The organism is Streptomyces sp. YIM S03343 (genome assembly GCF_054729195.1).
On the sequence record NZ_JBPUKX010000001.1, the window covers coordinates 4,454,587 to 4,475,912 of the forward strand.

The 21,326-nt window shown below is 70.7% G+C and carries 15 protein-coding genes and 3 tRNA genes; 8 read left to right on the forward strand and 10 right to left on the reverse strand.

The window, feature by feature from the left end; translation table 11 throughout:
• Positions 1 to 104: 104 nt before the first annotated feature.
• On the reverse strand, positions 105 to 608 hold the full coding sequence (locus ACSYGN_RS19195; RefSeq protein ID WP_460397248.1) for a hypothetical protein: 504 nt from the start codon (positions 606 to 608) through the stop codon (positions 105 to 107).
• Positions 609 to 656: 48 nt separating this feature from the next.
• Between ACSYGN_RS19195 and ACSYGN_RS19200 the strand changes: the two genes are divergently transcribed.
• Positions 657 to 1,283: an IS607 family transposase gene (locus tag ACSYGN_RS19200; protein WP_460397250.1), complete on the forward strand. Its 627-nt coding sequence runs from the start codon at positions 657 to 659 to the stop codon at positions 1,281 to 1,283.
• Positions 1,280 to 3,238: a zinc ribbon domain-containing protein gene (locus ACSYGN_RS19205; RefSeq protein WP_460397252.1), complete on the forward strand. Its 1,959-nt coding sequence runs from the start codon at positions 1,280 to 1,282 to the stop codon at positions 3,236 to 3,238. The genes ACSYGN_RS19200 and ACSYGN_RS19205 overlap by 4 nt, the downstream gene beginning before the upstream one ends.
• Here the strand turns inward: ACSYGN_RS19205 and ACSYGN_RS19210 are convergent.
• On the reverse strand, positions 3,210 to 3,560 hold the full coding sequence (locus tag ACSYGN_RS19210; protein ID WP_460397254.1) for a DUF5710 domain-containing protein: 351 nt from the start codon (positions 3,558 to 3,560) through the stop codon (positions 3,210 to 3,212). The genes ACSYGN_RS19205 and ACSYGN_RS19210 overlap by 29 nt on opposite strands.
• Before the next feature lie 262 nt (positions 3,561 to 3,822).
• Here ACSYGN_RS19210 and ACSYGN_RS19215 point away from each other — a divergent pair, with 262 nt between their 5' ends.
• Both ACSYGN_RS19215 and ACSYGN_RS19220 read left to right on the forward strand, forming a co-directional pair.
• The gene (locus tag ACSYGN_RS19215) at positions 3,823 to 4,476 is read left to right on the forward strand and encodes a hypothetical protein (protein ID WP_460397256.1); all 654 of its coding nucleotides are present in this window, start codon (positions 3,823 to 3,825) and stop codon (positions 4,474 to 4,476) included.
• 468 nt (positions 4,477 to 4,944) lie between these two features.
• Positions 4,945 to 6,681 (forward strand): trypsin-like serine peptidase, encoded by a 1,737-nt coding sequence (locus ACSYGN_RS19220; RefSeq protein WP_460397258.1) that lies wholly within the window; start codon positions 4,945 to 4,947, stop codon positions 6,679 to 6,681.
• Between the two features lie 361 nt (positions 6,682 to 7,042).
• Here ACSYGN_RS19220 and ACSYGN_RS19225 read toward each other — a convergent pair.
• Positions 7,043 to 7,115: transfer RNA gene (locus ACSYGN_RS19225), tRNA-Arg, on the reverse strand.
• Between the two features lie 176 nt (positions 7,116 to 7,291).
• Positions 7,292 to 7,382, reverse strand: a tRNA-Ser gene (locus tag ACSYGN_RS19230).
• A gap of 469 nt (positions 7,383 to 7,851) precedes the next feature.
• Between ACSYGN_RS19230 and ACSYGN_RS19235 the strand changes: the two genes are divergently transcribed.
• A complete protein-coding gene (locus ACSYGN_RS19235; RefSeq protein ID WP_460397260.1) occupies positions 7,852 to 12,444 on the forward strand; it encodes a PAS domain-containing protein in 4,593 nt (1,530 codons plus the stop codon).
• Positions 12,445 to 12,539: 95 nt separating this feature from the next.
• Here ACSYGN_RS19235 and ACSYGN_RS19240 read toward each other — a convergent pair whose 3' ends face one another.
• The 5 genes from ACSYGN_RS19240 to ACSYGN_RS19260 all read right to left on the reverse strand — a co-directional run bounded on the left by ACSYGN_RS19240 (position 12,540) and on the right by ACSYGN_RS19260 (position 17,881).
• The gene (locus tag ACSYGN_RS19240; protein WP_460397261.1) at positions 12,540 to 14,195 is read right to left on the reverse strand and encodes a long-chain fatty acid--CoA ligase; all 1,656 of its coding nucleotides are present in this window, start codon (positions 14,193 to 14,195) and stop codon (positions 12,540 to 12,542) included.
• 246 nt (positions 14,196 to 14,441) lie between these two features.
• Entirely contained in the window at positions 14,442 to 15,002 is a 561-nt protein-coding gene (locus ACSYGN_RS19245; RefSeq protein ID WP_460397263.1) for a SigE family RNA polymerase sigma factor, read from the reverse strand.
• 247 nt (positions 15,003 to 15,249) lie between these two features.
• On the reverse strand, positions 15,250 to 16,425 hold the full coding sequence (locus tag ACSYGN_RS19250; RefSeq protein WP_460397265.1) for a lipid-transfer protein: 1,176 nt from the start codon (positions 16,423 to 16,425) through the stop codon (positions 15,250 to 15,252).
• On the reverse strand, positions 16,422 to 16,877 hold the full coding sequence (locus ACSYGN_RS19255; protein ID WP_460397267.1) for a MaoC/PaaZ C-terminal domain-containing protein: 456 nt from the start codon (positions 16,875 to 16,877) through the stop codon (positions 16,422 to 16,424). Before ACSYGN_RS19255 ends, ACSYGN_RS19250 begins: the two co-directional genes overlap by 4 nt.
• Positions 16,874 to 17,881, reverse strand: coding sequence for a bifunctional MaoC family dehydratase N-terminal/OB-fold nucleic acid binding domain-containing protein (locus ACSYGN_RS19260; protein ID WP_460397269.1), 1,008 nt, complete (start codon positions 17,879 to 17,881; stop codon positions 16,874 to 16,876). Before ACSYGN_RS19260 ends, ACSYGN_RS19255 begins: the two co-directional genes overlap by 4 nt.
• A gap of 255 nt (positions 17,882 to 18,136) precedes the next feature.
• Here ACSYGN_RS19260 and ACSYGN_RS19265 point away from each other — a divergent pair, with 255 nt between their 5' ends.
• Positions 18,137 to 19,021 (forward strand): bifunctional DNA primase/polymerase, encoded by an 885-nt coding sequence (locus ACSYGN_RS19265; RefSeq protein ID WP_460397271.1) that lies wholly within the window; start codon positions 18,137 to 18,139, stop codon positions 19,019 to 19,021.
• A 95-nt stretch (positions 19,022 to 19,116) separates the two neighbouring features.
• Complete coding sequence (locus ACSYGN_RS19270; protein WP_460397273.1) at positions 19,117 to 19,650, forward strand: NUDIX hydrolase; 534 nt, start codon at positions 19,117 to 19,119, stop codon at positions 19,648 to 19,650.
• Between the two features lie 912 nt (positions 19,651 to 20,562).
• Here ACSYGN_RS19270 and ACSYGN_RS19275 read toward each other — a convergent pair.
• A tRNA-OTHER gene (locus ACSYGN_RS19275) sits at positions 20,563 to 20,653 on the reverse strand.
• A 211-nt stretch (positions 20,654 to 20,864) separates the two neighbouring features.
• Here ACSYGN_RS19275 and ACSYGN_RS19280 point away from each other — a divergent pair.
• Positions 20,865 to 21,326: a GntR family transcriptional regulator gene (locus ACSYGN_RS19280; protein ID WP_460397275.1), complete on the forward strand. Its 462-nt coding sequence runs from the start codon at positions 20,865 to 20,867 to the stop codon at positions 21,324 to 21,326.

A 21,326-nucleotide genomic window follows, 5' to 3' on the forward strand; every position in this document is an offset into this window, starting at 1 on the left:
GCCGCTGCCAACGTGGCGATCACAGAGGTCTACCCCGACCAACTACCCATGCGGGGAACCAAGTTGATTCCTGGTGCCCTGCGGGAGGTCCGCCGTTGGGACGGCTACCGCTTGCCCCTGCGGAACGAGCGCTGCAGGACGGACGGTGACTCCTCGTCACGGGGGCCAGGAACAACGCTGTCGACGGGCCGAGGCAGAGCCGACGGCACGGGCTGAGGACTCGCGGGTGTGGGCCTGGGCGGGGCGATGCCACGTTCGACAGCGATCCGCTCCACGATCTCCATCACATCGGTGCGGACCGGTCGCGGGGCGCCGCGTTCAACGGCGAGCGTGGTTGCGGCGATGCCGGGACGCTTCTCTGCGCTGGGCGGCCGTCGGAGGGTGATCCCTGCGTCGGTGAGCATGCTCAGGTCCGGGTTCCAGGTGACGGCCGAGCGGCGCCGCCACAGCGCGAACGCGGCGTCGATGTGCCCGCGGGCCGCGACGCCGTCCATCCCGGTCACCTTGACCAGATGGGCGAAGGCTTCCGACTCCAGACCGCGGACCTGGGCATATCCGTAGTGGGTGACGGTGTGACAGTCGGTGCACAGGCAGATCAGCCGCTTCAAAACAACTTCATTAGTTATCCCTAGTGTTGTGCATGTATTGTTGAACGCGTGGAGTTGCTGCGTATGTCCAAGGCTGCGAAGCGTCTCGGGATACACCCGATGACGCTTCGCCAGTGGGCGTTGGACGGCAAGATCCCGTTCACCTGGGTCGGGCGTGAGCGCCGGTTTTCCTCGGTGGACGTGGAGAACATGAAGCGCGGCAGTGACTCCACCGTTTCCCGGCCGCGTCTGGAGTTGCTGTATGCGCGGGTGTCGGGCTCGTCGGGGCAGGAGTCCTCGCTGGAGGCTCAGGAGCAGGAGTTACGGGCTACCTCGACGGGGACGGTCGTCAAGGTCGTCAAGGATCGCGGTTCCGGTCTGAAGGAGAACCGGCCCGGCTTGAACCGGGTGATCGCGATGGTCGCGGACGGCTCGGTGACCGTGGTGCGGGTGACGCATGAGGACCGGCTCGCGCGGTTCGGTGTGGGCTGGCTGAAGCGGCTGTTCGCCGTGTACGGCGTCACCGTGGAGGTGCTGCACCCGAAGAAGCTCGGCGGCCGGGACGAACTCCTCGAAGACTTCGTCTCGCTGGTGACGACGTTCGCCGGGCGGCTGTACGGGATGCGCAGCGCGGACAACCGTCGCCGTCTGCTGTCCGAGTCGGGGCAGTGCAGCGAAGAGGGCCGCGCCCGGTGAGCCGGAAGCTGCCGCTCACCGAGGGCGAGACCTCCCACACCGCATGCGCCCGCACCCTGGTCCATGCCGGGGTGGATGAGAAGACCGGCGAAGTCCTCACCGCTGCCGTGCTGGCCGAACGCGTGGGTTGGTGCACCGGCCTGGCAGCCGGCATGACCGCCTCCCTGCTCGGCGAGCACTGGAACACCGCCGACGTGAACACTCTGGCCGCCGGAGTGGACGCCGGGGGACGGAAGCTTCCGTCGAACGCGTGGATGGCACTGCGCCGCCTCGGCTGGACCACTGCCGTGCCCGAGAACGTGAAGGTCAATGACCGGATCGTCCGTGCCGTTCAGGAACAGGCCGGGCGCGCTCTGCGGTCGGTGAAGTGGCGCGTCGATGTAGTCGCTGGAATTCTGTCCACCTGGCCTGTCGATCCGAAGAAGCGTACCGAGGGTGAGTGGGAAGCGGTGCGGGCCGCGATACCTGGCGGTGAGTTCCTGCTGTCCAGCGTGATCCGTTCCCGCACCCGTCAGATCGCCGCGTATCTGCGGAAGAACAGGCGTCTCCCGGTGGACGTGTTCGAGCTGGAGCCCGCGCCCCACGTGGCGCGGATACTTCTTCTCTCCGCCTGTGATGGGCAGCAAGCGTCGATCGAGCGGTCCGTGACCGAGCCGACAAAGGTGCTGCTGCGGTTGCAGCTTCCCACCCGGCCCGGCCCGCAGAAGTACGCGGACTGGTCGTGGGTCGCCTGCACGATCAAGCTGCCCCCGACTGTTCCCGCGAACGCCGTCCTGCACTTGCCGACCCTGCGCATCGTCGGCGGGAAGGTGCGAGCCGATCTCGCCTACACCCACCCCGTGCCCAAGGCCCAGCACTCCGGCCACACCGTGGCGTTGGGTGTGGACTGGGGACTGAACACCCTTCTGTCCGCCGGTGCGGCCCGGCTCCGCCCGGACGGCACGATCACCGCCCTCGGTACCGGGGCGCAGTTCCGTGCCTCCGGTGTGCTGGCCAAGCAGTACCGCCTCCGGAAGCAGTCCGAGCAGCTGCACGCCAAGACTGACCAGTACACCCGTCTCACCCACCCGGCCCTGGACGGCAAACAGGCCGTGCTCACGGAGGAGATCCGACGCGTCTCGGAGCGCCGCTCCCACCTCAACGACGCGTTGGCCTGGGCCGCTGCCCGATGGGCGGTGGACCAGGCCGTTGCAGCCGGAGCCACGGTCATCTACCTGGAAGACCTGCGGTCGATGGAAGCGGGCGGCATGGGCCGCATCCAGAACACTCGCATGTCCCAGACCGTGCGCGGGCAGATCGCCGACCGTATGCGGCACCTCGCCGCCGAGGCCGGCGTTGCCGTGGTGACCGTGCCGCCGGCGAACACCTCCAAGCACTGTCCGCACTGCCTCACCCCGCTGCGACACCGCAAGTCCCCTGACCGGCCCACCATCCCGGGCTGGAAGTGGGCCATCTGCCCGTCCTGCCGATGGCAGGACGACCGTGACCAGGGCGCATGGCGGCGGATCGTGGCGCGTGGGCTCACCCACCAGACCAAGACCGTCGTGGACAAGACCAGCGGCGCCATGGTGATCCGCAAGGTCGTGGACAAGCTCGAAGCCGGGGCGGTCATCACGGCCACACCGAAGACCAGCCGGAAAGACCGGTCCAAGACCGGCCCTACCCGGCGGCGTTCCAACCGTCCCGCGCCCAGGCGACGCGGGATTCCCTCCCCGGCCCGGCCCTCGGGCCCAGCCGGAAAGCGTCCGGAGGGACACGCACCAACGGACCGGACCCGGCTGCCCCGCGCAGCCCACCGGCACCAGGGCATGACCGCGATCAGCACACCCACCACCGGCCACCGGCCACGCGGAGCAGCACTCGGCGCGGGATTCCATCTCCACGCTCACGCTACCCCGCCCAGGTGGGCAGAACCCACGCCGAACCCTACGGTTCGCATGGGATCGCTTGGCTGATCAGAGACGCTTCGCACCGCATCCCGGCCCGCCGGGTGATCATCCGCCGGAGCCGTTCCCAGTCCCGCGGCGTCACGCACGAGCGGACGTTGGTGAACCAGCAGCTGGACGGCACCAGATCGACGAACAGGCCCCCGCCCAGCGTGCGGTCCTCGCCGGGCAGCAGGTCGGGCACGTCCGGGGCGGCGTCCCAGGGCTGAAGCGCGGTCATGTCCTTGCGGGGCGCGAACCAGCGCTTGGCCACCGGATCCCACCGCGCGCCGGCCTTCTTCGCCTGGTCCTTCTCCGCGTACGGGACATCCAGCCAGATCCGCTCGACCACCGGTACTCCCCCCTTCCGAAGCGATCCACGGGTTGCCCATCGGCGGGCATCGACGCTACCGGCCACAGATCGGGAGTGCCGGGCAAACGCTGATCTTCAGAAACAACATGCCCGAATCGGGCAGCCGTCACGCCCGGGCCGAGAACACGCCCGTGAGCCCAACGGTTGCGCGGACGAAGGGCCACGCACTCCGGCCCAGCGCACTGCCGGGCCAGGTCGGGGCCCCTTGGCCGGTACGGAACTGGGGCGCGATCCTGGAGACATGGTCGATAGGGACATCGAGGTCTTGGTCGTACCGGACTGCCCCAACCAGCGGCTCCTCGAAGACCGGCTACGGCAGGCGCTGAAGGGTGCCGGGCTGGCAGACACCGGGTTCACCACCCGCGTGATCGCCGACCAGGCCGAGGCCGAGCGGTGTGGCTTGCTCACGCGGGGCGCCGAGTTAACTCCTGGTGCCCCGTTTCATCCCCGCCTCGGTGACCTCGCTCTCGACCTCGCCAAGGGCGGGAAGATCGGGGTAGTCGTCGCTCTGCCGAGCGACACCTCGGCGTCGTACCAACTGCGCCCGCCTGGCGGTGGTGAGGAGTGGCGGGCCAGAAACGACGGACGCACCCTGCGCCCCGTACCCGTCCCGGTCACGCACGTCACGCCGATGAAGCGGGATGCCGTCTACGACCACCGCGCGCAGCAGGCCGCAGTACCGGTCACCGTGTACTACGAGGACGGCTGCGCCTGCGAGACGCTGCTCGTGCTCACCCCGGCGCAGGTCGAGCTGTACTACATCCAGCTCGGCCAGCTCATCGAGGCGAGGGAATCGGCTCGGGACGAGCGCATGGTGTCGCCGTACATCGCCTCGCCCTGCTTGGCATCGACCGTCAGCGTGTCGCCGGGCCGCACCGACCTGACGCTTCCGTAGGTGAGCGATGCCGTGGGCTGCGAGACCGAGGCCGAGGCCGGTCCGGCCGCGAGGAGGGGCAGCAGGAGCGGGAGCGCCGCCCACGCGGCCGTACGGAATCTGTCTATCGCCTTGGCCTGTCCTGTTCTTCTGGCGTCGTGCCGGACAGCATCACAGGGGTCAGTATGCTGGCCGCATCCGTGTCGAACTGGTGTGCGATCTCTCATGGAGCGAAGCTCGGCATCATGCACCGTCCGGCTGACTTCAAGACGGAAAGAGACCTCATTGGGTTCCAGAAACAGATCGGTTCCGGCCCTCGCGCTGAGTCTGTGCGCGGGCATACTCGCCACCGGGCCGGCGTCCGCCGCGTCCGGCACTCCACTGCCGACGGCTCCGGCCGCGCCATCGGCGGCCGCGGGGGCCGCCGATCGCACGGTCCCGGCCCCCTCGGCAAAGACCTCCAGGCCGACCGGCTCCCCCGCTCCCTTAATGGGACCGAGTCTCAGCGAGGAGGAGAAGTACTGGACGGCGAACCGCATGGACCGCGCGGTCCCGGTCGACGCCGCACCGGTCCCGGTCGACCACGCACCGGTCCCAGCCGCCACCAGGCACGGCATCAGCGCACAGCGGGCCGCCAGCCACCGGCCACCGCCGTCCGGCACGCCCGAGCCCGAGCACTTCGCCGGCCACAAGACGGTGGGGACCTTCTTCTTCGACGGCACGCCCCTGGGCGGCCCGAGGACCTACTGCACGGGCAGCGTCGTCCACACCGCCGCCAAGGACATCGTCCTGACCGCCGGTCACTGCGGAACCGGCCTGCAGCGGGCCACGCATCGCATCTTCGTACCGATGTACCGCAACGGTAAGTCCGCCGCCCAGCAGCCCTACGGGGTCTTCCCCGTCACGCAGCTGTACCTGGACGCGCGCTACTCGCAGAACACCAAGGCAGCCACGTCCGACCTCGACCTGGCCTTCGCCCAGGTGGACGCCAACAGCCGCGGCGAGGTGGAGGCCGTCACTGGCGCTCTGACCTTCACACCCACCAGCAGCTACCACCACAAGGTCACCGTCATCGGCTATCCCGGCGCCGACAACGTCAACCCCGGGCATGTGCCGGTCCGCTGCCCCGTCAGCACCTCCCAGCTGCCGGGCTTCCGGCAGCTGCGCATGACCTGCAAGGGCTTCTACGGCGGTGTCTCCGGCGGCCCCTGGATCGAGGACTACAACAGCACCACCGGCACCGGCAAGGTCATCGGCAACACCGGCGGATACAACGGCGGCGGCAACGACGCCAACGACGACTGGGTGACGTACGCGCCGATCTACGGCACGGACGCCCAGGACCTGTTCGCCCACGCCGCCGCCCACCAACAGCTGGGCGGGAAGCCGCCCTACAAGGGGTCGGGGGACCCTCGGCTGCCCGGCTCGGCGGGCACCTGGAAGAACGCCGGCCTGCTGGCCTCGGGCGACTTCCGGCAGACCGGCCACAGCGACATGATCGTGGTCTGGACCGACGGCAAGGTCACGCTCTGTCCCGGCAACGGGCACGGCGGCTACGACACCGAGCGGCAACTGCTGGCCCCCAACAGCACCTGGAAGAACGCGAAGACCATCACCGCCGGCGACTTCACCGGATCGAACCAGTTCGACCTGCTGGTCCGCTGGGGCGATGGTGAGGTCACCCTCTACGGCGACGTCGGCTCCAAGGGACTCAACTGGGCCGGCACGCAGATGATCAAACCCAACGGCACCTGGAAGAACGCGGCCCAGATCGCGGCGGGCCGCTTCAGCACCTCGCGGTACGTCACCGACCTGATCGTGCGCTGGGCCGACGGCGAACTGACCCTCTACACCGGCGTCGGCGCCGGCACCTTCGGCCAGAAGCACAGGCTCCAGGCCCCCGGCGGCACATGGAAGAACGCCACACTCCTCACGAGCGGCGAGTTCTCCGGCAACGCCAAGTGGGACCTCATGGTGCGCCGGGCCGACGGCGAATTCGACAACTACGTCGGCACCACCACCTCGGGCCTGGGCACCGAGCGGCGCATCCCGAACCCCAACAAGCTCTGGACCCGCGACACGGCCATGACGACCGGCGCCTACACCGGAAACGGGCGCACCGACGACCTCGTCATCCGCTGGTCCGACGGTGAGACCATCATGTACACCGACACAGGAGCCACCGCGCTGGGAACCGAGCACACTCTCGTGGCCTCGACCTCCTGACGCCGGCGGACTCGGGTGTCGACTCGTCCTCGTCGTGGCCGCGTCCGCGGCCACGACGCAGCCGCTGGTCACCGCCGTTGATCCGTCCGGCCTTCCGGCAGGTACCGACGGCGCGGGCCTGCCCCCGGGCCGCCGGTGACGCAGTCTCACCTGGGCAGAGGGATGTGCCGGGGCGGGCGCCGTACGGGGCGCCGAGACGAGCAAGGAGGAGGCGGGCCGCGCTCGGCAAGCTGTCCGCAGCGATGGGCGACAGCGAAGCGGGCTGACATCAACGCCTGACATCAACCGTTGCTGCACTTCGCTGCTGTACAACCCCGGAAACGCCAGAGGCCCCGGAGTGATCCGGGGCCTCTGGTCAGTGCGCACTCGGCAGGATTCGAACCTGCAACCTTCTGATCCGTAGTCAGATGCTCTATCCGTTAAGCTACGAGTGCTTGTTCTGTTTTCGTCTCCGTTTTCGGGGCTTTCGGCCCGTCCCGGCGACAGGAAGAACATTACATGACTGCCGCCGCCATGTGAAATCCGTTTGGTCTACCCCTTGTGACCTGCGGAAACGCCGTTTGAACGAACGAAGCCCCGGTCCTGGGACCGGGGCTTCGGTGATCAAGCGCGGAGGCGGAGGGATTTGAACCCTCGATGGGCTTTAAGGCCCAAACCGCATTAGCAGTGCGGCGCCATAGACCGGACTAGGCGACGCCTCCAGCACGACCCCCCGCGCGTGTGCGCGAGTGGTGCCTGCAGATGATGACACAGGCGAGTGCCGTGTCACCAATCGCCTCCCACGGTACTAGGCGGGTAGGCCGCAGGGCAAAGCCCTTTCCGCGGGTCGGAGGGAGAGGGAGGGGTACGGGGGCGGCGTGTCGGGCCTGGCGGGAGGGGGTGGGAGGTGGCTGGGGGCGGGTGTGGGGTGGGTGTGGGGGTGGGTGGGACGCGGTGTGCGCCGAGCCGTGTGCGCCGGTGCGGCAGCAGCCGTACGCGCCGGTGCGGCAGCGGAAACGTACCGTCACAGGTTCTGCACCCTTCCGCCGTCAGTTCGTCGTGGGACCTCCCTCTCATCCGGCACCGCCGGGGCAACCCCCTCCCTTAGAATCCCTCGCGTGACACACCGCGGGCCGATTGGCAAGATGGCCGGAGCGGTCGGCAACATGCGGTAACAGGGAGGAAGCGCTCGTGAGCAGCAGGCCATCCCGAGGCGCTGCTCGCCTCGCAGCCATACTGGACGCGCTTCCCGACGCGTTGGTGCTGGTCAACGCCAATGGAACGGTCGTCAACGCCAACACGATCGCCCTCGAGGCGTTCGAGGCGCCGGGTACCGCGCTCGTCGGGCGGGGCCTGCTGGACCTGCTTCCGCAGTTCGACTCCCGGCTCATCCCGGGCTCCATGCGCCGGCCCGACCACATGGACCCGCGGGGCCGTACCAAGCCGACCCGGATGATCGCCCGACGGACCGACGGCGCCGAGTTCCCCGTCGAGGTCACCAGCGCCAACCTCGAGAACGGGCAGCAGGCCTACGACGGCTCCGGCTACACCGGCGACGAGCTGCTGATGCTCGTCGTACGCGACCTCTCCGGCACCGTCGACACCGAGGCCGAGCTGGCCCGCTCCCAGCGGCAGACCGAGATGATCCTGCGGGCCGCCTCCGAGGGCGTCGTCGGCACCGACACCGACGGCCGCGTCGTGCTCGTCAACCCCGCCGCCGCGCAGATACTGGGCTACCGCGCCAGCGACCTCGGCGGCAAAGAACTGCACAACCTCGTTCTGCACTCCCGCCCCGACGGCTCCCCCTTCCCGTACGCCGAGTCGCCGCTCGCCGACACCCTGCGCTCCGGCCGCAAGCACCGCGTCCGCGGCCAGGTGCTGTTCACCAAGAACGGCGACGCGCTCCCCGTCGACCTCACCACCGCGCCCGTGCGCGACGGTGACCAGCTCGTCGGCGCCGTCATGACCTTCACCGACCGGCGCCCCTTCGACGCCCTCGCCGACGAGAAGGACGCCGCCGACAAGGAGCACGAGGCCGACCTCGAACGGCTCGCCGAGGAACACGCCTCCGACCTCACCGCCCTGCGCCAGCAGCACGTCACCGAGGTCGAGGAGCTCACCGAGCGGCACGCCGAGGAGCTGACCGCCGCCGAGGAGCGCCTCTCTGACCTCGCCGAGCGGGAGAAGGAACGCTTCGAGACGCTTGCCGAGCAGGAGAAGGACCGCTTCGAGACGCTGGCCGCCCGGTACGAGCAGCTCACCGTCCTCCTCGGGCGCTCGCTGCGCGGCCCGCTCGACGAGCTGCGCCGCGAACTCGCCGCCCTCGCCGCCGACGACGCCGGTCAGCTGTGGCCCGAGGCCAACCAGGTCCTCCACCATCTCTCGGCCGGCTACGCCCGTATCACCACCCTCATCGACAACGTCCTCGGCTACCAGCTCCTCGACGCCGGCGGCGAGGAGATCAGCCGGGCCAAGGTCATGCTCGACGCCGTCGTCACCGCCGGTGTCGAGGGCGCCATCGAGCTCATCGGCCCCGGCCGCGTCCAGTTCGCCGTCCACGCCCCGCCCATCGAGGCCGAGGTCGACCCCCAACGCCTCGCCACCGCCCTCGCCCACCTCATCGCCGACGTCGCCGGTGTCGACGCGACCGGCAACGCGCCGGTGTCCGCGGGCGGTTACATGGACAGCACCGTCGTGGTCGCTGCGGCGCAGCGCGGAGAGGTCGTACGTATCGAGGTGCGCGGGCCGTACGCCGGGGGAGACCCGGTGCACGAGCCGATCGTGCGCGGGATCGTACGGGCCCACGGCGGTGTGCTCCAGACGCATGAGGTGCCGGGTATGAGCGGCAACGCCTACGTCCTCGAGGTACCCCTCGGGGAGGGGGCGGGGGCCGCCGTTCAAGTACAGCAGCAGCAACAGCTGGTTCTTGATCCGGCTCCGGTCACGGAACCTGTTCCGCAACCTGTTCTTGAACCGGTTCCGGCCATGGATCCGGCCCCCGCTCCGAATGCGGGTCTGGGTGTGGATCTGGGTGTGGATCCGGGCGTGGATCCGGGCGTGGATCCGGGCGTGGATCCGGGCGTGGATCCGGGTGCGGGTCCGGGCGTGGGTCCTGAGGTCGTCGCCGAGGGCGGTGTCGCGGGTGAGCATCCCGATCACACCGTCGGCGGGGGACGGCGCCGGGCCCGGCGATCGTCCGTGGACGCCTTCCTCGAGAGCGAGGTGCCGGGCGCCTCCGGTGGTACGGAGGCGGGCGCGCCCACCGGGCGACGGCGACGTGGGCGGCCCGCCGAGGAGTCCGAGGCCGTCGTGGCCGAGGGCACCGAGACGTCCGGCGGTACCGGGCGGCGCCGTGGGCGGCCCGCCGAAGCCGCCGGTGGTCAGGGCGTCGGCGTGCAGCCCGCCGTGGCCGAGGGTGCCGTGGTGACCGCGGCCGAGCATGCCGCCGGCGCCGCCGCCGTCGGCAGCGGCCTTGGTGCCGCCGTACCGCCCGGGGGTGTGCCCGCGTCGGCCGCCGCCGTGCCGCCGGGTGGCATGCCCGCGTTGCCCGCGGTCGCCGGCGCCGACGGCGGTGCCGCCGAGGTCTCCGGTGCCTCCGGTGCGGACGACGGTACGCAGCCCACCGGGCGCCGTCGGCGTGCGCTGGCCGCCGCGGCCGAGCGTGCCGCCGCGCAGGAGGCGAGCGCGGGTCCCCGTCCGGTCTTCGCACTGCCGCCCGCCGACGCGGACCGCGCGCCCGACGGCATCGCCGTGCAGGGGCCCGTGCCCGTTCCGGGTCAGGCTCCCGTTGTTCCAGGTCAGGCCCCCATGGCCCCAGTGGCTCCCGTCGCTCCCGTGCCTGCCGCTCCGCTGCCTATCGCCGCCCGGCCGGGTGACGACGAGGGGCAGCACGATGCGGCGCTGCACGACCCGGACGACGACCACACCCCTCCGCAGCCGCACCCCACCAACGCGCCGACCGGCCGCAGGCGCCGGGCGATGGCCCAGCCGGTGCAGCCAGGTCAGCCGACGCCGCTGGCCGAGGCCGGTGCCGGTGCCGGTGCCGGTGCCGGTGCTGTGATGGGTACGCCCGCGCAGGGTGTGCCGATGCAAGGCGTACCGGCGCAGGGTGTGCCCGCGCAGGGTGTACCGGGCACGCCGATGCAGCCCGTCCCCGCCGGGGCGATCCCGGCGCAGGCCGCCGCCCAGCCACAGCCCCAACTCCAGCCTCAGCCCCTCCCGGTGGCCCCCGGCCAGCCCCTCGCGGCCCAGCCCGTCCCCGCGGCACCGCAGCCGGTCCCGCAGGCCCCAGCCCTGCAACCCGCCGCGCCCCAACTCGCCCCGGTCCAGCCCCAGCCCGTCCCCGTCGCCCCCGCCCCGATCCCGGCACCGCCGCAGCCTCAACCGCAGCCTCAACCGCAGCCGCAGCCGCAGCCGCAGGCGTCCCAGGCCGCCCCCCTCCCCGCCGAGCAGGCCACACCGACCGCTCAGGCCCCGCAGCCGGCTCAACCCCAAGCCGTAGCCCAGCCGCTGCCCGCCGAAGCCGCTGCACCAGCACCCGCGGTACCCGCAACACCCCTACCGGCACCGGCAGCGCCCGCCCCCGCCCCGATCCCGGTCGCCCCCGCCCCCCTCGACCCGAACTCCACCCAGGGCCGCGCCTTCAGCGTCCGCACCCTGGGTCAGGGCGTCCCCTTCGCGCGGCCGGTGTCGGCAGCCCAGGCGCAGGCCCCGCAGCCCGGTGTCTCGGCGACCCCGCCGCACGGCACGTCGTCGTCGGCCGGACGGCGCCGCAAGCTGGGCACCCCGCCCGACCCCACCGGCGGCCAGCCACACCCGGCTGCCGAGCAGACTCCCGCCCAGCCGCAGCCCCACCCCTCCCTCACCGGAGCCGGAACCGGAACCGGAACCGGAGCCGTCCCCGGGCAGCCCCGTCTCGTCAAGCCGACCGACGGCGCCGGACGTTCGTACGCGATCGGCGCGCCGGACGAGAACGCCGCCGAGGGTCCCGAGCCGCTGGACGGCCCGGGCGGCGCCGTAGAGGTGGCGGACGCCCCGCGCCCGCAGCCGCTGGACGACGAGTTGCCGCCCGAGCCGCTGGACAACCCGCGGCGGCTGCTGGTGTGGCCCGCGCCGGACGTGCTGACGCAGCAGGCGCTCAGCGACCGCGGCTACCGTCCCGTCATCGTGCACTCGCGCGAGGAGGTGGACGCGCAGATCGCCGCGTTCCCCGCCGCGCTGTTCGTCGACCCGCTGACCGGGCCGATCACCCGTACCGCGCTGCAGTCCCTGCGCCAGGCGGCGGTGGCCGCCGAGGTGCCGGTGATGGTGACCGCGGGGCTGGGGCAGGCGACGCGTGAGGAGGCGTACGGCGCCGATCCCGCCGTACTGCTGAAGGCGCTCGCGCCGCGCGACAGCGAGCAGCACCCGCCGCGGGTGCTGCTCATCGAGGAGCACGCGGAGATCGCGCTGGCGCTGACCGCGGCGCTGGAGCGGCGCGGGATGCAGGTGGCTCGGGCGGCGAGCGACGCCGACGCGGTGACGCTGGCCGGTCAGCTGCGGCCCAACCTGGTCGTGATGGACCTGATGCAGATGCAGCGGCACCAGGCCGGGATCGTCGACTGGCTGCGGGCGAACGGACAGCTCAACCGCACCCCGCTGGTGGTCTACACGGCCGCCGTCGACCCGGTGGACCTGCCGCGGCTGGCCTCGGGCGAGACGGTGCTGTTCCTCGCGGAACGCTCCACCACCCCCGAGGTGCAGGCCCGCATCGTGGACCTGCTGGCGCGCATCGGCGTCAACTGAGGAACCGGCTGAGGCAGTCGCCTGAGACACGCACCGCGGCGGGGATTCCGGACATCCGGAGTCCCCGCCGCGTCGGCTCAGCGCCGCTCAGTGCCTCAGAGCTGAGTCACATCCAGATCCCCCGCCGCGTACCGCCGCCGCAGCACCTTCTTGTCGAACTTCCCGACGCTGGTCTTGGGCACCGCCTCGACGATCGTCCAGCGCTCCGGGAGCTGCCACTTGGCGATCTTCCCCTCCTCCGCGAGGAAGGCCCGCAGCGACTCGAAACCGGCGGTGGAGCCCTCCTTCAGCACGACGGTGGCCAGCGGGCGCTCGCCCCACTTGTCGTCGGGTACGGCGACCACGGCGGCCTCGACGACGTCCGGGTGGGACATCAGGGCGTTCTCCAGGTCGACGGAGGAGATCCACTCGCCGCCGGACTTGATGACGTCCTTGGCGCGGTCGGTGAGGGTGAGGTAGCCGTCGGGGGAGATGGTGCCGACGTCGCCCGTCTTCAGCCAGCCGTCCTCGCTGAACTTGTCTGCGGGGCGCAGGGGTTCGGCGTCGGTGCCGTTGTAGTAGGCGCCCGCGATCCAGGGGCCGCGCACCTCCAGCTCACCGGCCGACTCGCCGTCCCAGGGCAGCCGTTCGCCGCCCGGGCCGGTGAGACGTGCCTCGACGCTCGTCGGGAAACGGCCCTGGGTGAGGCGGTAGGCGAACTCCGCGTCGGTGCCGGCCACGGAGGCGGGCGGGCGGGCGACGGTGCCGAGCGGGGAGGTCTCCGTCATGCCCCAGGCGTGGCAGACCCGCATGCCGAGGTCGTCGAAGGCCCGCATGAGGGAGGGCGGACAGGCCGAGCCGCCGATGGTGACCTGGACGAGGGAGGAGACGTCGCGCGGCTTCGCGGTCAGCTCGGCGAGCAGTCCCTGCCAGATGGTGGGAACGGCGGCGGCGTGCGTCGGCCGCTCCTTCTCGATCATCTCGGCGAGCGGCACGGGCTGGAGGAAGCGGTCCGGCATCAGCATGTTGACGCCGGTCATGAAGGTGGCGTGCGGCAGGCCCCAGGCGTTGACGTGGAACTGGGGGACGACGATGAGCGAGGTGTCCCGGTCGGTGAGGCCCATGGACTGCGTCATGTTGACCTGCATGGAGTGCAGATAGACCGAACGGTGGCTGTAGACCACGCCCTTGGGGTCGCCGGTGGTGCCGGAGGTGTAGCACATGGAGGCGGCGTGGCGCTCGTCCATCTCCGGCCAGTCGTAGGCGGTGGGCCTTCCGGCGAGGAGGTCCTCGTACTCGTGGACCTGTGCGGCGGTGCCTGCCAGCAGGCTCCGGTCGCCGGGGCCGGTGACGACGATGTGCTCGACGGTCTTGAGGTGCGGCAGCAGCGGGGCGAGCAGCGGCAGGAGCGAGCCGCCCACGATGATCACGCGGTCCTCGGCGTGGTTGACGATCCAGGTCAGCTGCTCGGCCGGGAGGCGGAGGTTGAGGGTGTGCAGCACGGCGCCCATGGAGGGGATCGCGAAGTACGCCTCGACATGCTCGGCGTTGTTCCAGGCGAGCGTGGCCACGCGTTCGTCGTCGCGGACCCCGAGGTCCCCGGCCAGGCCGTGCGCCAGCTGGGCGGCCCGCGCGCCGATCTCGGCGAACGTACGGCGCTGCGGCTCTCCCTCACCCGTCCAGGTGATCACCTGGGAGGTGCCGTGGATCGTCGACCCATGGGTCAGGATCCTTGAGATCAGCAGCGGTACGTCCTGCATCGTGCTCAGCACGGCGTCCTCCCGGGGTGGCGACATTGCCTACGCGGCGGTCAGGGTTTGCGCTGATTGTGCGCACATACCGCTCGGTATGTCACTAGGCGGGGACGAGTGAACTGGTGACACCGGTCTCGCCGGGCGCGTCGGAAACCTCACAGGGCGGCAATTCCCCGGGGCGGTGGTGACCGTCTTCCTGGGGCGGTGGTTACCGTCTTCCCGGGGCGGTGGTTACCGTCTTCCCGGGGCGGTGGTGATCGTCGCCTACGACGCCGTGGCCGCGCTGCGCACCAGCCCCAGCTCGGGGTCCTCGCGCAGCTTGCCCAGGGCGCGGGACACCGCCGACTTGACGGTGCCCACCGATACGCCGAGCACCTCGGCCGTCTGGGCCTCGCTGAGGTCCTCGTAGTACCTGAGGACGACCATCGCCCGCTGCCGCGCCGGGAGCCTCAGGATCGCCCGCCACATCGCGTCGTGCAGCGCCTGCTGCTCCGCCGGGTCGCCGTCCCCCGGCACCGGCTCCGGCTCGGGCAGCTCGTCGCAGACGAACTCGTCCACCTTGCGCTTGCGCCACTGCGAGGTACGGGTGTTGAGCAGCGCGCGGCGCACATAGCCGTCCAGCGCCCGGTGGTCCTCGATCCGTTCCCAGGCCACATACGTCTTGGTGAGCGCGGTCTGCAGCAGGTCCTCGGCGTCGCTCGGGTTGGCGGTGAGCGAACGGGCGGTGCGCAGCAGCACGGGCTGACGGGCCATGACGTACGACGCGAACGACGGGTAGGTCGCGTACGCGACGGCCGACGCGCTGGTGCAGACGGGTGTGGTCATGGGCTCAACGCTATGAGCGCGGCGTTTGCCGCGGATCGGCCCCAGGTCCCGAAGCGAGGTCCCCCTCAGGTTGTAGGGGTGGGGTCGGCTACACCTCCTGAAGGTGGACGAGCGGCCCGCAAGTACTGCGGGTTCGCCCCTGAGTTCACTCGTGCGAGGACCGTACGGCTCAACCGTGCGGGAACGTGACCCTACGGCTCGGTTACGCGGGGCCCGACGGCTCACCTGCGCGGGGACCGGGGAGTGTTCAGCCCCGCTGCCCGTCCCCGGTGAGGACCAGCCCGGACGTCGGCACCCCGGTCCCTGCGGTCACCAGGACCCGCGCCGCCCCGGACACCTGGTTCACGGAGGTGCCGCGCACCTGCCGTACCGCCTCCGCGATGCCGTTCATGCCGTGCAGATACGCCTCCCCGAGCTGGCCCCCGTGGGTGTTCAGGGGCAGCCCCCGGGCAGCCACGAAGTCGGCCGCCTCGCCCGGCCCGCAGAAGCCGAACTCCTCCAGTTGCATCAGCACGAACGGCGTGAAGTGGTCGTACAGGATCCCCACGTCGATGTCGGCGGGAGCGAGCCCGGACGTCCGCCACAGCTGCCGGGCGACGACGGCCGTCTCCGGAAGGCCGGTGAGGTCGTCGCGGTAGAAGCTGGTCATCTGCTCCTGCCCGCGGCCGGCGCCCTGCGCGGCGGCGGCGATCACCGCGGGCGGGCGGGGCAGATCGCGGGCCCGTTCGAGGGAGGTCACGACGAGCGCCTGACCGCCGTCGGTCTCCTGGCAGCAGTCCAGCAGCCGCAGCGGCTCGGCGATCCAGCGGGAGGCGGCGTGGTCGGCGAGGGTGATGGGGCGGCCGTGGAAGTACGCCGCAGGGTTGTTCGCGGCGTGCGCCCGGTCCACCACGGCCACGTGCCCGAACGCCTCGGGGGTCAGCCCGTAGGTGTGCAGATAGCGCTGGGCCGCCATCGCCACCCAGGAGGCGGGCGTCAGCAGCCCGAACGGCAGCGACCAGCCGAGCGCGGCGCCCTCCGCGGAGGGCTCCCGGTGCTGCACCCCGGAGCCGAACCGGCGGCCGGAGCGCTCGTTGAAGGCGCGATAGCAGACGACGACCTCGGCCACGCCCGCCGCCACCGCGAGCACCGCCTGCTGGACGGTCGCGCAGGCCGCGCCGCCGCCGTAGTGGACGCGGGAGAAGAAGGACAGCTCACCGATGCCGGCCGCCTGGGCCACGGTGATCTCGGGGCTGGTGTCCATGGTGAAGGTGACCAGCCCGTCGACGTCGGCCGGTGTCAGCCCGGCGTCGTCGAGCGCGGCCCGCACCGCCTCCACCGCCAACCGCAGCTCACTGCGCCCGGAGTCCTTGGAGAACTCGGTCGCCCCGATGCCGACGACGGCGGCCCGGCCACCGAGCCGATCCCGGTTCCGCAGGCTCATGCCTCACCGCCACCGTCCGCGGCGGACGGTCCGTTCCTCGGTACGGTGACGGTGACCGTGCCGGTCACATGGCGGCCGATGCGATTGGCGCCGACGACGCGGACGGTGGCGGTGAGGCGGGCACCGCCCTCCTCCTCATCGACCTCTTCAACCTCTTCGACCTCTTCCACCGTTCCGGTCAACACCATCGTGTCCCCCGGGTAGTTGGGGGCGCCGAGGCGGATGGCGACCTTGCGGAGCTCGGCCGTGGGCCCGAAGTGGTCAGTGATGTAGCGGCCGACGAGGCCGTTGGTGGTGAGGATGTTCATGAAGACGTCCGGGGAGCCCTTGCCCCGTGCCAGGTCCGGGTCGTGGTGGACGTCCTGGTAGTCACGGGAGGCGATGGCCCCGGCGACGATGAGGGTACGGGTGATCGGGATCTCCAGCGGGGCGAGCCGCTGACCGACTTTCACGGGGCGACCTCCGACATCTCCGACGGCACGGATCCGCCCTCGTCGGGCCCAGCCTGGTCGGCGGGTTGGAAGACGGGCAGCACCAGATCCTCCTCATAGGCACGGAACCCGACCCGCACGGGCATCCCGATCCGCACCTTGTCGTACGGCACCCCGACCACGTTGCTGACGATCCGCACACCCTCCGCGAGCTCGACCAGGGCGACCGCGTACGGGGGTTCGAAGGCGGGGAAGGGCGGGTGGTGCATGACGACGTACGAGTACACGGTGCCGTCGCCGCTCGCCTCGACGGTGTCCCAGCCGGGGCTGCCGCAACTGTTGCAGCCCGGCAGCCAGGGGTGCCGGAGGGTACCGCAGGCGGTGCAGCGCTGGATGAGAAGGCGGTGGTCCTTGATCCCTGCCCAGAAACCGGCGTTGTCGCGGTTGACGACGGGGCGGGGGCGTTTGGCACCGGCGGCGGTGCTGGTGCCAGATCCGGAACCGGAACTGGAAGGGGAACTGGAACTGGGTCTGATGGGGGCGTATTTGAGGACCCGGAAACGGTGGGTGCCCACGAGTTCACCGCCGACACGGACGTCCATGCGGGTGGTGACGAAGTAACCGCTGCCCAGTTTGGTGGACTTGCGCTCCGAGACCGACTCGATGACGGCGTCGAACTCGACCTCGTCACCGAGCCGCAGCGGCCGTAGATACTCCTGCTCGCAGTCGGTGGCGACGATCGAGGTGCAGCCCACCTCGTCGAGCAGGCCGAGCAGTTCGACGTACGGCCCGGAGCGCCCGGGGCGACCGGCGAGGCCGGACATGGTCCACACCTGGAGCATCGTGGCCGGTGCGACGGCGTCCGGGCCGGTGTACACGGGGTTGGTGTCGCCGAGGGCCTCGCACCAGTGCCGGATCATGGGGGCGTTGACGGGGTCCAGCCCAGTGACGGTAGGAGCGGCGACCCGCCCTTCGTACGCCTTGAGCCGCTGGTCCCACTGGCCCGCCGCCCCGACATCGTCCACGGCCGCACTCCGTTCCCGTCGTCCCGATGGGGCTGTGGCTGTTCACGAATATCTGACTGTCCGTCAGATAGGGAAGGGTGTCAAGGTCACGCGAGTGAATGACCGTACGACGGCCGTAGGACTCCCGGGCAGGCGCCAGGCACACGTCCGCGCGGCGGCACCGAAGCGCCACCGCTGCCACCGGGGCGCGGACACAGCCCCTCCCGGAACCCCCACCCCCTTCCCATCCTCGAACATTCGTACGAAACTAAAGGCATGGCCACCACACACCGGCAGGCCACAACCCTGGCCATCGCCCTCGCGCACGCCCTGTCGGCCGCCGAACGCGGCCTGGCCGTCATCCCCCTGTCCCGGACGAAGCTCCCGGCCCTGCGCTCCCCCCACCACGGCGACTCCCCCTCGACGCCGCCCTGCCGCGGCGAGTGCGGCCGCCCGGGCCACGGGGTGTACGACGCGTCGAGCGACCCGGCGCGTATCCGCACGCTGTTCGCCGCCGCGCCGTGGGCGACCGGTTACGGCATCGCCTGCGGGCTGGCTCCGCACCATCTGATCGGCGTGGACCTGGACGTCAAGACGGGCACGGACTCCTCGGCGGCGCTGCGGGAACTGGCGCTGCGCCATCTGTTCACCATCCCGCCGACGGTCGTCGTAGTGACCCCGTCGGGCGGACGCCATCTGTGGCTCACCGGCCCGCCGGACGTCGTGGTCCCGAACTCGGCCGGCCGACTGGCGCCGGGCATAGACATCAGGGGCGCGGGCGGCTATCTGGTCGGCCCGGGCTCCCGTACGGACCACGGCGTGTACACAACAGCCCCCGGCACCACGCACCTGACCCCCGCCCCGTGCCCGCGCTCCCTCCTCTGCCTCCTGCTCCCGCCGCCACCCCGCCCGAACCGCGGCGCACCGGCCCCTTCGCACAACGGGAACGGCGACGGCCTGGTCCAGTTCGTCCTGGCGGCACACGCGGGCCAGCGCAACACCCGCCTGTTCTGGGCGGCCTGCCGCGCGTACGAGAACGGCATGGGCCCGGCCCTGACCGAGCCACTGGTGGACGCGGCCTGCCGGACAGGGCTGACGGAACGCGAGGCGCGGGCGACGCTGGCGTCGGCGGCCCGTCTGACCTGCACCCGCGACGCATAACTCGCCACGACACGCAATACCCCAACTGGCCTGTCCCGCACACCGATAGGGGCATGCTCTGCAATGCTGGAGCCCGATCGAGAGGGGCCACAGCAATGCAGTGGAAGATCCACGGTGAACGTCCGATCTATGAGAACGAGTGGGTGAACCTCTGGCTCACCGACATCGAGACACCGGACGGAAACCGCTGGGAACACCACGTCGTCAAGCTCCGTCACCTGGCCGTGGCCGCGGTGGTCAACGAACGACGCGAGATCCTGATGATGTGGCGCCACCGCTTCATCACGGACACCTGGGCCTGGGAACTCCCCATGGGCCTGGTCGAGGAGGACGAGACCCCGGCCGACACGGCAGCCCGCGAGGTCCTGGAGGAAACGGGCTGGCGCTGCGGCCCGGTCAAACCCCTGATCTACGCCGAACCGGCCAACGGCATCACCGACTCCCAGCACCACATCTTCCGCGCGGACGGAGCCACGTACGTAGGCCCGCCGACAGAACTGAACGAGTCCGACCGCATCGAGTGGATCCCCCTGACCGCGGTACGCGCGATGATCGACCGCCAGGAGATCGTCAGCAGCGGCTCCCTGGTGGGCCTGCTCTACGTCCTGATGGACGAGGCGATCCGCTGACCGATGACCCGGAAGGGGCGCCACTCCATGAGCGGCACCCCTTCCGAGGACAACCCGCCCGTGGCACTGAGCACGTTCACCTGCCACGATCAATCCCGTGGTCAACTCCGCGAAGATCGCGAGCTGGTTGGACTCCCTCCCCGACCTGATGGGCCTGGTGGCTGGCACACTGCTGTTAGCCGTAGGTGTCAAGATGCACCGCGACGGCGAATCTTTGGGCTGACCCATCGCAGACACAGCGGTGCTGATCGTGAATGGCCTGTGCGTGGCTCGCCGTCGACGCGTCTTCATTCAAGCCCGGCTCCGCTGCCGCTCCGCCGGGCACGCTCCCGGCTCCGCTGCGGGCGCCGCTCTTGCCGCCAGCCGGCTCCGCCCGCGCTGCGCCGACGCGCGAGGACAGGCCAGGCGATGAACCGAGACCGTACGGTCAAAGCGACAGCGGGGCCGGTCGGCTCCGACTGCACGCCAGCAATGCTGGCGCGATCATCCGCATAGCTACCGGGTCAGGAGACCAACAACCACCGCAATCGCTCCACCCAAGACAGACAAAGCACCCTGTACCATCCCAGACCTGTACGAGTACGGTCCAACTTCCTGGATCAACTTCCACCCTTGTCGACGGCCGAGCGTCACCCATCCCATAACGACCAGCCCCATGACCAGGAAGAAGATCCCGGTATGCACCGGATCGTTGTCGGCCGAACTAGCAGCCCCCATGTACGTCACATCGAGCGATGCTACGTACAAGGTGCTCGGTCGAGCCAGCCAGGAGGCGTCCCGCTCATCGACACGCGTAGCGTGCCCCATCCGTGCCCGATAGAGGGGTAAACCACGGTGAATCAGGGCGACTGACGGGCACCGGACAATGCGATGGCCCCCGACCGTCGTACCTGGTCAGGGGCCGTTCACCTGCGGTGGGTGTGGGATTTGAACCCACGGTGACGTCGCCGCCACGACGGTTTTCAAGACCACCCGCTTTCGTGTGGTGACCACTGCCTTGACCTGCGGATACAGGATGCGGTGCCCCGCTGTCGGCCCTCTGCTGGCCACAGGTTGGCCGCAGGAGTCTCCGCGGGCTCTGCCCGCACACGAGGCCGGGCACATGGTTTGGGACTGGTCGGCACCGCGTTCGCGCGCTGCCGGTCGGGCCCTCCGCAGAGGTCGCAAGTCGTGGGAGTCTTGGGGTGACGACGGGCGCTGAAGAGGGAGAGCGAGTGTCGCAACAGGCCAACCCCCGGGGAACCTTCCTGAAGATTGCCGAGTCCGTGAAGCGGCAGATCGAGAGTGACCCGGACATGACGGAACTCCCGTCCCTGGCTGAGGTCATGAGCGCTCACAAGGTCTCGCGCGGAGTCGCCGTCCGCGCGTTCGGCGTGCTGCGGCAGGACGGCGTGGCCGAACCGGTCCAGGGCGAGCGGTGGCGTGTCGTGCGTCCGGGCGAACGAGTGGACCGGCGCCCGTTGGATCAGCAGATCGCTGACATCATCACGGCTGAGAGGCTCGCGGTGGGGGAAGCGTTTCCGAGTGCCTCCGTGCTCGCGGGGCGGTTCGGGGTCTCACGTCCCACGGTGACCAAAGCCCTGGAGAGGCTGGAGACCGCCGGCGTGCTGGCGGGGGGAGGACAGGGCAGGGTGCGGACCGTCCGCGCCATGCCGACGCGAGAGGAGCGTTCCTAG